This window comes from Kitasatospora sp. NPDC057542 (assembly GCF_042801945.1).
Lineage (GTDB): Bacteria > Actinomycetota > Actinomycetes > Streptomycetales > Streptomycetaceae > Kitasatospora.
The window spans coordinates 1-12,747 of record NZ_JBHVFE010000251.1; the positions used below are offsets into that span (position 1 = coordinate 1).

Here is a 12,747-nt window from a genome sequence, read left to right on the forward strand (position 1 = left end):
GGCGCCTGGTCGTGCTCACCCGGCGCAGCCGGTGGCCGTGGTGGCGGCGCGGCCGGCGGCGGTGGCGGCGTCCAGTTCGTCGGCGAGCAGGGTGAGCTCGTGCGGCAGGTCGCCGAGCACACAGGACGGCATGGCGGCCGCTAGCGCGCACACCGCGACCAGCGGCATCCGCTCGCCCGGCGCGAGGTCGGGCAGGGTGCCGGTGTGGGTGGCGCCGAGCAGCACGTCCGCGCCGAGCGAGTAGCGCAGTTCCTCGGTCAGCTGGCCGTCGCTGCCGGGGATCACCTCCTGGTGGCTGGCCCGCTCGATCGCTGCGGCCGCGTGCTCCAGGGCCAGGGCGTGGCGCTCGTCCTCCTGGCGGCCGGCCAGCTCGCGCACCCACGAGGCCGCGGCCTCTCCGGCGTCGCGGCCCCGGTGGAGCGCGGCCAGCTGGACGGGGTCGAGCGCCTGGTCGTCGGACTCGGACTCGGACTCGGACTCGGACGCGGGCTCGTCCTCGGCTTGGTCGGTCGGGGAGGGCAGCGGCAGCCAGGACAGCGGAGAGGTCGTCATACCGGTGCAACCGCCCGCCGGACCGGACGGTCACGGGTGCAGCAAGGCCGCCCTTGCTGCACCCGGGCGTGCTGCTGCTTCCCGTGTAGCAAGGTGGCCCTTGCTACACCCTGCTGCTTCCGGTGGTGCAGCAGCAGCGCGTGCTGCACCACCGGGTGCTGCGACTGCGACGGCCCGCGCAACCGCCGGCTGCGCAACGGCCGGGGCCGGGTGCGGGCCCTGCGCGCCGGGTGCGACGCCACAGGTGGGGGCGGTGCGACGGGGATCGCAGCTGCGGGTGCCGCAGGCCTTCGCCGGGTAGCCGGCCGGGCCGGTTGCGCACCGGCCCGCGCCCGGACCGTTGCGCATGCGCATGGTGGCGAGCAAGCCGTTGCGCATGCGCAAGGCGCCGCTGCCCAGCGGGTTGCGCATGCGCAGCGGGACAACCAGGCCGTTGCGCGGGACAACCCCGGACAAGGGGTCGGTGGGTAGCAGGACAAGGGGGCGGGCGGCTACGGCCGGTGACGGGACAACGTGCAGCGCTGCCGGGACAACGCGCAGCACGCCGTGCCGCAGCAGCACGTCCGGCTGCTGCTGCACCGAGTGCTGCACCGCCGGGTGCAGCAGCGGAGGAGTTCCGGCCCGGTCCGTAAATCCGCGCCCCTTGATACCCGCCGGGTGACCGCCCTTTACGGCTCGCGGGCTGTAATCGGCTGGGGTGTGGGTGGGCGTCAAGGTTACGATCCCGACCGTGAGTAACGACCCGGGCCGTAATTCGGCTACCTGTGCTGACGTGCTGTTCGACGTGCCGGAGACGCCGGCCGCGCCGGTGTGCGTGCGGCCGGGCTGCGGGAAGCCGGTGCCGGTCGCCGAGTCCGGACGGGGCCGGCCCACGCTTCACTGCTCCCGTTCGTGCAAGTCGAAGATGGCCCGCGCCAAGGCCAAGGCCAAGGCCAAGGCCAAGGCCGCCGAGGCGGCGGGCCGGACGGTCCCGGAGCAGCCGGCACCGGCGCCGGAGGGCGTCCGGGCCGCGATGCTGGGCCACCTCGCCGCCATGGAGGGCACCGCCCGGGCGTTCTTCGCCGCGGTGGACACCGATCCGGTGGCCGCGTACGACGCGTTCTACCTGGAGTACATGCGGCTGGGTGCCCGGGTGCGGGAGGCGGCGGCCGATGCGCGCGACGAGGTCCGCTGGCCCGGCCTGACTGGGGACGAGCTGGAGCTGCGCCGGGCCGAGGAGGACCTGATGCGCCCGGACGTCCTGGCCCGCGTCTCCCCGACGGTCCTGGCTTCTGCGGCCCGGGCCGTAAATGCGCCCGCGACCGTGGCCGCGCCGATGCCCGGAGAAACGGCCCGAGCCGCAAATGCCGCCGCCGCGCCCGGCTCCGGCGCACCCGGGACAACGGCCCGGGCCGAAATCCGCCCCGGCGCCGCCGTGCCCGCTCAGGCCGCCTCGGCCGAGCGGCGGGCGGAGGACTTCGAGGCGCTGCGCCGCGCGGCGTGCACGATCCCGACGGTGCGGTTCGGCGAGCCGGACCGCCTCGACGACCTGGACCTGACGGTCGGTGAGGGCTGGCTGCTGGCCTCCTGGGACGACCCGCGGGCCGAGGACGTCCACCAGCTGCTCTACCGGGGCCGGCCGATCGGCTGGACCGCGCCGCTGCCGGACGGCCCGTGGGGGCAGGCCGGGCACATCGCTGCCGAGCACCGGGACGCCCAGGCCGCCGTGGTCCTGACCGACCCTGCCAGCGGGGCCCGCACCCACCGGTCCGTCGGCCAGGCCCTGGACGTCCTGCACCGCGCGCACCTCGACCGGCAGCGTGCCGAGCGCGCGATGCCCGACGTGCCGCACCTGGCCCTCAAGCGCCCGACCGGCTGGCGCGTGCCCTCCGACCGCGGCCTCGGCGACCCCGACCGCGGCGCGCTCGGCGACGGCCTGGTCCACCTCACCTGGCCCGACCACCCGGGCGTCCAGGAACTCCAGCAAGGCGGCCGCCCGGTCGGCTGGATCGAGGAGTACGACGTCCAGCACGGCACCTGGACCGCCCTGATCGACAGCAGCCTCGTCGCCAACGCCGCCAGCGGCGAACCCCTGCGCTGCCCCGACGCCGACGCCGCCCTCGCCCTGCTGCGCCGGGCGCTCGAGGAGCACCTCACCCGCTGGTAGACCGAGCCGACGCGGCCGCGCGCCGACCCGCGCGGTGGACGGTCCCAGCAGCGCGCGGCGCGCCTATGAACAGGCCGTGCGGGGTCCGCGCGCAGCTGGCCGCGCGCGCCGACCAGCGCGGCGCGTTTCCCCTGGACAAGGGTCCGGCGCTGTCCCGTTCGGAAGGCGAGCGCCGTCTTGTCAGCCCAGGGCTGTGTCGAAGGCCTCGCGGTTGGCCGAGGTGTAGGCGTGCTCTTGTTTGGACCACCGGATGCGCTCGGCGATCGTGTGGTCGTCGGCGACGCGCGGGGACGGGCCCGCGAGGTGGCTGTGCCACCACCTGGCGTTGCGGTCCTGGCGGTCGAGCGCGGCATCGATGAGGCGAGAGCGGGAGCTGGCGTCGAGCCCGTAAGCGTCGGCGAGGACGCGTACCTGTGCGGCCTGGACGGTAGCGGGCGGAGCGCTGGCTTTGGAGGAGATGCACCAGGTCCACGCCATATAGCCGAGGTCTTCGATGGGATCGCCGGGGGCGGCGGTGTCGAAGTCGATGAAGGCGGCCGGGATGTCGTCGGCGAAGACCGTGTTGTTGGGCCCCGGGTCGTGGTGGCAGACCACGGGATGCCGACCGGCCAGGCGACTGCCGCGGGTTGCGTCGTGGAAGGAGCGGAGCAGGGAACCGGCCGCGGCTACCTGGGGGTCGGTCCAGCGCTGGAATCGGGCGGGCACCCAGCCGGGGAGGTAGCTGAGGATTTCGCGGTCGGCTGTGTCGAACCCGAGGTGGCGCGGAGCGCCGGCAAAGCCCGCCCGCTGGAGGTCGCCGAGCAGTGCGGCGACGAACGATGACGATGCGCTGGCTGGCCGCCGGACGGTGTGGCCGACCCTGACCACGCCGGGGGTGAGACGTCCGTCGGACAATGGCACTTCGTTCTCCATGGCTACATTCTGGCCTCTGGCCTCGCTCGTGCCCGGGTGCTCAGCCGACTCTGCACGCGCAAGGTCCGGTGTCACCGGACTGCCGAACCTGCGCCGCGCGGACCGCACCGCCCCGCGCCGCTGGCTGTGGTGTCGGTCACGGACATACCGGGAGGACAAGGCTCAAGACCTGGGCGAATCGGGCGGGACAACGCGCTGCTCAGGGGGTCGGACAAGGGGTGTGGTCAGGCCGCGGACAAGGGGGTGGTGTGCAGTGTCGGCCGCACCCGGGCGCCGGTCCGGGTGCCGGGCCGGCCACACGCAGGCCCCGGTTCCCTGCTGACGGAAGGCCAACTCGATGTCCACCACCTCGCTCGCTGCGCCCGGCTCGGACGACGGCAACCAGGCCGCCGACCACCACCAGGCCGACCAGGCGAAGGCCTTGCCCGGCCGGGGCAAGGGGCCCGGCGCCGCCTCCGTGGGCACCTCCGCCGGCACCTCCGTGCCCCCGGCGGCCGACCGGCCCGTTTCCGCAGGCCAGCAGCCCCGGACAAGGGGCCGAAGCCGTGGCGACTACCCTCTTCCTGCCGCTGCTGAGGTGCGGCGGAAGGCGGACTCGACGGAACCGGTGCGGCGTGGGGTCTTGGTGTCGCTCGGCCTGTTCCAGCGCGCCACCGCGAGGGAGCTCTGGCATCTGGTCCTGCCGGGACAGCGGAACGACAAGGCGACCCGCGACGCCCTGGTCGACCTGGCGGCCGCCGGGAGGGTGCGGGAGGAGCTGCGCCTGCCGGACAACCGCAAGCTGTGGACCCTGACCGCAGCCGGCCGCCGCGAAGCCGCCCGACTGCTCCCGGCCGGGACGAAGCTGTCGAAGCTGCGCACCGAGCGCGACGGCCGGGCTGCGGCGTTCTCCGAGCACGCCCTGGACGTCGTCGCCACCGCCGGCCTTCTCGCCCGCGCCGGGCTCGGGTACCTGGAGGCGTTCACCACCGAGGTCGAGCACCAGGTCCCGCACCGCCGCTCCCTGTTCACCGACCTCGTGCTGCGCGACCCCGGCTCGGACGTGCCGGTGCTCCTGGTCGAGGTCGACCGCGAGAACGAGGGCGTCGGCACGCTCGTGGAGAAGCTCACCTCCTACCGCACCTGGTGCGAGCTCCCGGCGAAGGGCACGGCGAAGGCCGAGTTCGAGGCCTCGCTGCGCCGCCGGGGCGCCCGTACGCACGGCCTGCGGCTGTGGCCCACCGTCTACCCGCCCACCGGTCGCGAGGGCCTGCCGCCGGTCGCCCTGGTCCTTCAGGCCGGCCGCAAGCGCGACCGCCCCGACGCCAAGCGGCTCACCCCCCAGCAGAAGGCAGAGAAGGCCAAGCGGGACCACGAGCGGCTGCTGAACCGCATGACCGAGGTCGAGGCCGCCTCCGAGGACATCTGGCACGCCCCCGCGTACGGCGGCGACGCCGTCCACGCCCGCGACCACCACCGCGCCCTGCCGGTCGTCGCCACCACCCTGCCGCTGCTGCGCCGCCACGGGGCCGACGCCCCGGTGTGGCACCGGTTCGGTCGCCGCGGCTGGCACACCCTCACCGACGCGCTCGACAACCCGGACGGCGACGAGCTGCTGGCCGTCGAGCGGGCGGAGGCGGACCGGGCCCGCCGGGCGCGGGAGGCGGCGGAGCGGGAGCGGCGCCGTCCGGCCTGCCGCCGCTGCTCGGCGCCGTTCTCGGACGAGCGGTGGGAGGAGAAGGAACGGGGCTGGAACGACGACGGGCTGTGCGCCGGCTGCCGCCAGGCCGCCGCCGACCGGAAGGCGCGGGAGGCAGCCGAGCGGGAGCGGGCCGCCGCCGAAGCCGCGGCCGCCGAGGCGAAGCGCACCAGCTCCTGGTGGCGCCGGTCCTGACCCGGCCCCCTCTCCGGTGCAGGCCGCTGACCTGCACTGGGGAGTTTCGCCCCAGGGCCGGTGAGTTTCGCCCCGGGCCGCTGGTTAGTTTCGCCTCGGACCCGGTGAGTTTCGGGTGTCGCCGCAGGTCAGCGGCCGGTTAGAAACGGTCGGGGCTGGGCCGTTCGGGTGGCGGCGGGGTTCGGCCCGGCAGCGGGGTGGGCAGAGCCTGCGACATGACGACACCCATCACCAGGCGCCGCCGTCGCCGCCGCCCGGCCGCGTTTACCACGTCCGCGTCCGCTTCCCCGGTCCGTGCCGGATGGCCGCCGGCCCCGGCCCGGCCAGGCAGCGCCGGGTGCTGCCGGACCTGGTCCAGCGAGCACCTGACCCCGGGCGGGGTGGTCGTCCGCACCACCTGGCACGAGCCCGCCTGCCCGGCCTGGGCCCGGCGGTGACCGCCAGCACGGTGGCCGGACCGGTCCGGGTGCGGGTGTGCGCGGTGCTGGTCCACGACGGCCGCGTCTGCCTGATCCGGCGCCAGCGGGACGCCGGCCTCCAGCACTCGCTGCCCGGCGGCGTGGTCGAGGACGAGGACGGCGAGGAACCGGCCGACGCGCTGCGCCGGGAGCTGCTCGAGGAGCTCGGCCTCGACCTGGCGGCGCTGCCCGACCCTCCGGTGCTCCGCTTCGTCCAGGAGCAGGAGACCGAGCGGCCGGGCGAGAGCGTGCCGTTCCGGCGCCGGCACCTGGTCTTCACCGCCCACCTGCCCGACCACCTGGCGGCCGCCGTCGCGGCGGTCGAGCAGGACGACCCCGGCCAGGCGCCGGTGGTGTGGCTGCCGGTGGCCGACGCGGCCGGCCTCCACCTCTACCCGGACGTCGGCGCCGTCCTCGACCAGGCGGTCCGGCCGGGCACCGACGCGACCGGCGGGCCGGTGCTGCTCCCGGCGATGACCACCACGTCCTACCGGTGGCGCTGACCTCCCGCGCGCAGGTCGCAGCCGGGCCCGGCGCGGGTTGCCTCTGGGGTTGCTTCTGGCGGTGGCTACTCGGGCTTGCTACTCGGGGCTGCTTCTCGGGCTTGCTACTCGGGCTTGCGTCAGGCGGTACCGCCGGAAGCGGATTTGTGCAGCTCAGAGCCCGTTGTCCATAGGTTGCCTCGCGCCGACTACTTCTCCCTGGGCACCTTCGGCGGGTGCTGGGTGAAGTCCGGCACCGGAGCACCGAAGAAGAGGAGCAGGGGAGTCGGCGCGCAGAGCAGGAGCGGAGACAAGACCCCGGCAACCTGATGCTGCGCGCCGACGACGTGAGGGGTTGTCCGCTGCGCGGTGGCCCGGCGGCCCCGCTTCGCGGCGCCACCGGCCGGGAGGAGGAGCGAGGAGGAGGGCGGCCGGGACGGCCAGCGGGCCACCCAGCGGCTCCCGCTCACCGCCTACAGCTCCGTCCACCCGCACGCCCGCCCGCCGCTGCTGAGCGGGTGCCAGATGGGTGCGGACGGACCGCGCTGGACCAGGTCCTCGATCCGGGCGGCGCCGGCCGGGACAGCAGCCAGCATCTCGGCGACGGCCGGGTTCTCCTCGGCGGCCAGGCGCAGGTCCGCCACCGCCGAGCGCACCCCGGCGGCCGCCGTGCCGACCAGCACCACCAGCAGCCGCGGGAAGGACCGCCAGCGCCGCTCCCACACCCGGCCGCCCGGCCCGGCCTGCTCCCACACGGCGGCGCAGGCCGCCAGCTGCGCCGCGGTCTCCTCGGCGCCGACCCCGGGGCGGTGCCGTTCGACGAACGCCCGCAGCCGGTGCCGCTCCTCGCCGGTGCCCGCCGTGTACGTGAGCTCGGCGGCGGGCCGGTACGCCCCTGCGCCGTCGACCGGCAGTTCCGGGGCGGGGCGGAGGTCGAGCGGGCCGCAGTCCTCGCCGCGCTCCCGGGCGTCGGCCACGAAGGCGGCGTGGATCCGCCCGACGTCGAGCAGGTGCTCGCGCCCGTGCCGCACGGCGAACTGCTCGCCGTCCAGCGTCTGGGCGTCCGTGCGGCGGGCCTCGGGGAAGGTGGCCGCCACCGCTGCGCCCTGGGCGGTGAGGTGCCAGGCCTTCGCCCGGCCGGCCTGCGGCAGGGTCACGAAGTCGGCCAGGCCGTCGGTGTGCAGGCGGGTCAGCCGCTTCTGGGTCTGCTTGATCCCGGCGGTGCCGCCGTGCAGCTGGTGGAGCTGCTCGGCGGTCGCCAGCGTGAAGCGGTGAAGCGTGACCAGGACGTCGTGGTCGGTCTCCAGATCCCCGTGCACGAAGGTGCTCCCTCATTCCGAAGCGCGGGCTTATCCCGTGCTCGGAGAATGGAACCCCACGAAACTCACCGGATTTCTCACCATCAAGGTTGGTAGTCCATAACGATTCGGTAACTTCCGGTATCAAGGTATCCCGCGTTCTAACCGGTCCGAAATGCGGTCCGTAATCCCGTCCGTCAACCGGTCCCGACCTCGGGGCCCTCTGCGGCCCGATCGGCGCGCCTCTGACCTGCTGGGATGACCATCAAGGTTGCCCGGTGAGTTTCCTTGATGGCCTATCAAGGAAACTCACCGGTACCTTGGTGGGCCTGGTTAGTTTGCCGGACCGCTTCCGTTCCCCCTGCCGTTTCCCCCTCCGCTGCCCCTACCGGCCACCTCGGACCCGAGAGGCGAATCCGCCCAGCTCAGCGCCCGAATCCGGGCTGCCGCCGCTTTCTGACAACCCTCTTCTCCCGTCTTTCTGCTTTTGGTTTTGGTTTGTGGTTGTGGCGTTGTCGGTTGGTCGGTTCGGGTTGTTGCACCTGCGGTGGGCTTTTCCTTTTCTCGCGTCCGGCTGGTGCCGGCCGCTCGCTGGTCGGGGGGTGGCGGCGGGGGCCGGATCAGGGGTGGTGGGAGAGGGCGCGGCACGCGGGCCGACAACGGGCTTGGCGGCTGTCAGGAGCGCCGGATATCCCGGAGAGGCAGCAGTCGACCGCGACCACCGGGAGAAGCCCGTGAGCACCCGTCAGAGCCTCGCCCAGCCCGACGACAACGACGACCAGGCCGATGCCGTCGAACCGGCCGAGCCGTCCCGGCCGGGACGGACCGCGTACCGGCGCGGCGCCGCCAACCCCAACGGCTCGACCACCGCGCTGCGCTCCGACGTCCTCGGCGCGCTCGGCGTCCTCAAGGTCGCCACCGCCGACCAACTCCAGCGCCTGCTGCGCCCCGGGGCGGCGTCGAACAAGGCGATCCGGCAGGCGCTCGGCGACCTCGCGCTGCACGGCCTAGTCGCCTCCGACGGCAACACCCGGGACCGGCACAAGACCTGGCGGCTGGAGGGAACGGTCGGACTGGAGGCGGCCGGGCAGGTGCTCGGCCTGCCCCGTGCCGACATGGGCTCCACGGCCCGGGGCGCCGGACGCTCCGGCGCCCAGCACGCGATGGCGGTCAACGAGACCGTGCTCGCCTTCGTCCGGGGCGGCACCGCGCCCGAAGCCGCGGGCGGGGTCGGCACCGTGACCGACTGGGCGACCGAGGTCGAGTTCCTGCTGCCGGGCGGCCGGCGAAAGGTGCGCCCGGACGCGGTGTGGCAGGCCCCGGAGATCGGGGTGCCGGTCCTGATGGTTGAGGTCGACCGCTCCACCATGGCCCCGGAGCGGGTCGCGGCGAAGTTCACCGCCTACCGCGAGCTGTTCCGCACCAAGGTGAAGAGCACCGACCCCGCGCTGGCCGAGCAGGACCCGGCCGACCGAACGGTGCACTGGTGGCGCCGCACCTACCCCGGCCCCCACACCCGGCCCGGCTACCCACCCGTCGCCCTGGTCGTCACCGGCGCCGGACCCGTCGCCCTGGCCAACCGCCAGGAGGCCGTAGCAGACCTGTCAGCCGAATGTTGGCGCGGCACCGGGTGGACCGTGACCCAGGATGACAACGACGGCGACGGCTGGCGCGAGTACGACGACGCCGTGCCCGTCCTCGCGACCACGCTGGAGCTGCTGGCCGAGCACGGCCCCCTCGGCCCCGTCTGGTGGCGCTACGGCCGCCCCGGCCGGCACTCCCTGCTCGACGCCCTGGAGAACCCGGACAACCGCGCCGCCTACAACCAGCGCCAGAAGGCCAGGGAGAAGAAAGCCCGCCAGGAGCACCGCGAGTGGATGCGCACCCTCGCCTGCGCCGACTGCGGCAACGTCCCGAAGAAGGAGAGCACCTGGCACTACGGCCCCGACGGCAACCGCGTGGAGTGGACCCACCAACCCGGCGGCCGCTGCTGGACCTGCCACCAGGACCGCGAGGAACGCCTGGAGCGGGAGGCCCAGGAGCAACTGGAGGCGGCCCGGGCGGCGAACGCCGCGCTGCGCCCGTGCTGGACGTGCCGGGGCTCGATCGGCGGGAAGGAGGGCTCGAAGCTGGAGCTAACCGAGAAGGCCAGCCCGGATCGGCTTGAGTGCCCGCAGTGCGAACAGGACCGCGCCGTCAAGGACTTGGGCCCGCTTGTGCTGCCCGCCCCGACCAAGCGCGAGCAGGTGGCCGCGCTGGTCTCCACCCTGGATGACCCGTGGTGGGAAGACCGGCTACTGCACGCCAAGCTCTACCCGGCGAAGGGCCGCAGGTTGTGACCTGTTGGCGTTGTGGAGCGTGAAATGGCCTCTCGCACCGAGTTGTCTGGACCTTTGGTTGTGCCTGTTGGGGGTGTCTGGTGGGTGGGGTGGGGTGGCTGGTTTGGTGACTGTGTGTGGTGGTTGGTGGGGTCGGGGGTGGGGTTGGTCTGCTGGTGGGGTGGGTCGGGTGTTGTGGGCTTGTTTTCTGGGGTGAATTCCGCCGGTAATTCCGTTGGGTTGTTTTGGCGGATTGGTTGTCGGTGGTGGTCTGGATTCGGGTCGGAATTGCGGTGGCGGGGGTGGGTGTTCGGTTTCGTCCGGGGGGAGCCGCAGGACCCCGCGCCGTCCGGGCCTGCTGCGCCCTGCTCGGCCGCCGCCGTCCAGGCCGGGGCCCGCTGTGCTCGCTCCGGCCGGGCTGCGCCGCCGCTTGCCCCGCCGCCGTCCAGGGGCTGTCCGGGCCCCGCTGTGCCGCCGCCCCGGGTTGCTGGGCACCGCCGTCCAGGGGCTGTCCGGGCCCCGCTGTGCCGCCGCCCCGGGTTGCTGGGCACCGCCGTTCCGATTGGGTGGCCGTCAGGCCGTCCTGGAGGGCGTCCTGGGGTGGTTGATAGGGGTGTCAGTCCGGCCGGCTGGCGTGGAGCCTGTCGTGGGTCTGTACGGCCGGGCGGGTCGGTGGACCGGGGTGGTCCTCCGACCCGCCCGGCCTGGCCAGGCCGGCCCCGCGGTGCTCAGGCTGTCGAGCGTGTGGGGCCGGCCGGGATTGGCTGTTACTTGGCGTACCAGCTGAGTTCGAGGATGGTGTCGTTGTAGTCGGTGTCGTCGCCGTTCTCGGCGACGATGACCATCATGTGGTAGCTGCCGATGTCGTACGGGCCGCCGGAGTTCAGCTTGCTCGGCTTGAAGACGCCGTCGGGGCCGGTGTACTCGAAGACCGCGGTGAACAGGGAGCCCGGGACCGGGGTGATCGTCTTGTCGCCGATGGTGTTCTGCTCTCCGGTGCCGGTGAACTCCAGGTCCACCCTGCCGATGTTGTCCTTGAGCGTCATCTTCTGGGTGAGCTGCGAGTTGGTCTTCACCTTGACCTTGACTGTCACACCGGCGGGCAGGTGGATTTCCGCCTTGTTGTCGGTGACGGTCATGTATGCCTTGTCGTTCATGACGGGTTCCTTTATCTCGGCGGGGCCCCGAGTGCGGGCGTCGTGCCCCGGAGTCCCGGAAGGGGTACGGCTGATCTGACCGACGCGGGCCACCATGTGGTGCCACGTCGGGACGATCATGTCGAGCACGGAGCGCGCCCAGGCTGAAGGCGGCGCCGGGGGCCACGAACGAGTGAACTCGGCTCCGGGAGCCGCCTGCCTGTGCTGTTCTGCGGGCCGCGGCTGCTGTTCGGTGGTGGCCGCCTCCGGGGTGTCGACGACTGCCAGGTGCTGGCGGTCCTGGCCGTCGTCCGGGGCGCTGTCCGGGGCGGCGTGGCACGGCCGGGACGGCGGCCGCCCGGGAAGGCCGGCCTTGTCAGCGGCCTGGTCCTGGTGGTGGTGCTCGGCGGCGGGGTGGCGGGTGGGGAGGTGCAACGCGGGGGTGCAACGCGGTGTTGCGGTGGGGTGCAACACGGGGCCGTGTTGCGGGTCTGACCAGGCGTTATGTGGCTGGGAGCGGGGGCGGGTGGGCGTGTTGCACTTCGTGTTGCACCGGGCTGGGCGGTTGGCCGGCCTCGGCGGCCCGCTGCCGCCTGCCCGCGTCGCCCGGTGCCGCGCTGGTCCGTTGCTGGGTCCTGGCTGCCGTCCTGGTCGGCCGCCAGGCCGTCCTGCTGCGCCCGGCTCGGCCGCTGCTGTGCTGCCCGCTGCTGGGGGCCCTGGCCGCCCGTCCAGGCTGCCGTCCTGGCCGTCCCGGCCCCCGGGTTGCTCGGCCGTCTCGGGGCCCGCCCTGGCCGCCGTCCTGGCCCGGTGTTCGGTTTGGTGTCGCTGCTCCGGGAATTGCTCCGTTGACGTCGAGCGGGATTTCCTCGGCGGTCTGGAACGGCGGTCGCCGTGTCGGCGTGGAGGGCCGTAGGCCCCTTTCCGGTGTGCCTGAATTCGATTTCCGTCCGCTGCGCCCCGCAAGGCTTTCTGATTGCCGCCTGAAAGAGAGTGGAAAGAAATTCGCATTCTCGCCTGGAGTGCGGCCGGATAGAGTCGGGATGGACGGTTGCCGCGAGGTTGCCCGTTCACGTCCCGCGCCCGTCCGGGGACCGGTAGGATAGGGCTGTACGGAAGTCGGGGAAACGCCGCCGGATTCGCTTCGGATTCCGGCCGGGAGTCTGCGGTTGAGGGCCCGTCAGCCACCGCTGCGCGGGGCGCCCGTGAGGGCCCGCCACCCGGGCCGGGGAGGCCGAGCCGGACCGGTGGGCCCGGAGGTTGCCCCCGAGGGCCGCAGGCCCCGCCCCAGGGGCGCCGGATGGGCCGCCAGCCCAGCAACCAGGCGGCTGACCGGCCACCGACCGGGGCCGGGGGAGGGCCCCCGGGGTGGGGTTGTGACTGATACCCGAAGTCCGCGACACATCGTCAACGCCGAGGGCCGCAGGCCCCGGCCGGCACCCCGCCGCCCCGGAAGGATGGGCTACTACCCGAATTTCGCGTCACATCGTCAACGCTCACCCCCGGGCGCAGCCCGGGAAACCCTGCCAGCCAATCGGCCCGTAGGGCCGTGCAAACACCGGCCCAACACAGCCG

The 12,747-nt window shown here is 73.8% G+C and carries 8 protein-coding genes; 4 read left to right on the plus strand and 4 right to left on the minus strand.

Annotated features, from left to right (window positions below; genetic code table 11):
- Positions 1 to 15 precede the first annotated feature (15 nt).
- Positions 16 to 552, minus strand: coding sequence for a hypothetical protein (locus tag ACFU7Y_RS27105; protein ID WP_380769933.1), 537 nt, complete (start codon positions 550 to 552; stop codon positions 16 to 18).
- Between the two features lie 772 nt (positions 553 to 1,324).
- Here ACFU7Y_RS27105 and ACFU7Y_RS27110 point away from each other — a divergent pair.
- Positions 1,325 to 2,698: a hypothetical protein gene (locus ACFU7Y_RS27110; protein ID WP_380769934.1), complete on the plus strand. Its 1,374-nt coding sequence runs from the start codon at positions 1,325 to 1,327 to the stop codon at positions 2,696 to 2,698.
- Positions 2,699 to 2,878: 180 nt separating this feature from the next.
- Here the strand turns inward: ACFU7Y_RS27110 and ACFU7Y_RS27115 are convergent, their stop codons facing one another.
- Positions 2,879 to 3,610, minus strand: a complete 732-nt coding sequence (locus ACFU7Y_RS27115; RefSeq protein ID WP_380769935.1) for a phosphotransferase family protein — start codon at positions 3,608 to 3,610, stop codon at positions 2,879 to 2,881.
- Positions 3,611 to 3,947: 337 nt separating this feature from the next.
- On the opposite strand from ACFU7Y_RS27115, the gene ACFU7Y_RS27120 reads away from it, so the two are divergent.
- On the plus strand, positions 3,948 to 5,483 hold the full coding sequence (locus tag ACFU7Y_RS27120; protein ID WP_380769936.1) for a replication-relaxation family protein: 1,536 nt from the start codon (positions 3,948 to 3,950) through the stop codon (positions 5,481 to 5,483).
- Between the two features lie 433 nt (positions 5,484 to 5,916).
- On the plus strand, positions 5,917 to 6,444 hold the full coding sequence (locus ACFU7Y_RS27125; protein WP_380769937.1) for an NUDIX domain-containing protein: 528 nt from the start codon (positions 5,917 to 5,919) through the stop codon (positions 6,442 to 6,444).
- Between the two features lie 452 nt (positions 6,445 to 6,896).
- On the opposite strand, the gene ACFU7Y_RS27130 is transcribed toward ACFU7Y_RS27125, so the two are convergent.
- Positions 6,897 to 7,742, minus strand: a complete 846-nt coding sequence (locus ACFU7Y_RS27130) for a replication-relaxation family protein (RefSeq protein WP_380769938.1) — start codon at positions 7,740 to 7,742, stop codon at positions 6,897 to 6,899.
- A gap of 713 nt (positions 7,743 to 8,455) precedes the next feature.
- On the opposite strand from ACFU7Y_RS27130, the gene ACFU7Y_RS27135 reads away from it, so the two are divergent.
- The gene (locus tag ACFU7Y_RS27135; protein ID WP_380769939.1) at positions 8,456 to 10,060 is read left to right on the plus strand and encodes a replication-relaxation family protein; all 1,605 of its coding nucleotides are present in this window, start codon (positions 8,456 to 8,458) and stop codon (positions 10,058 to 10,060) included.
- A gap of 746 nt (positions 10,061 to 10,806) precedes the next feature.
- Here ACFU7Y_RS27135 and ACFU7Y_RS27140 read toward each other — a convergent pair.
- The gene (locus ACFU7Y_RS27140; RefSeq protein ID WP_380769940.1) at positions 10,807 to 11,196 is read right to left on the minus strand and encodes a fucose-binding lectin II; all 390 of its coding nucleotides are present in this window, start codon (positions 11,194 to 11,196) and stop codon (positions 10,807 to 10,809) included.
- Between the last annotated feature and the right edge of the window lie 1,551 nt (positions 11,197 to 12,747).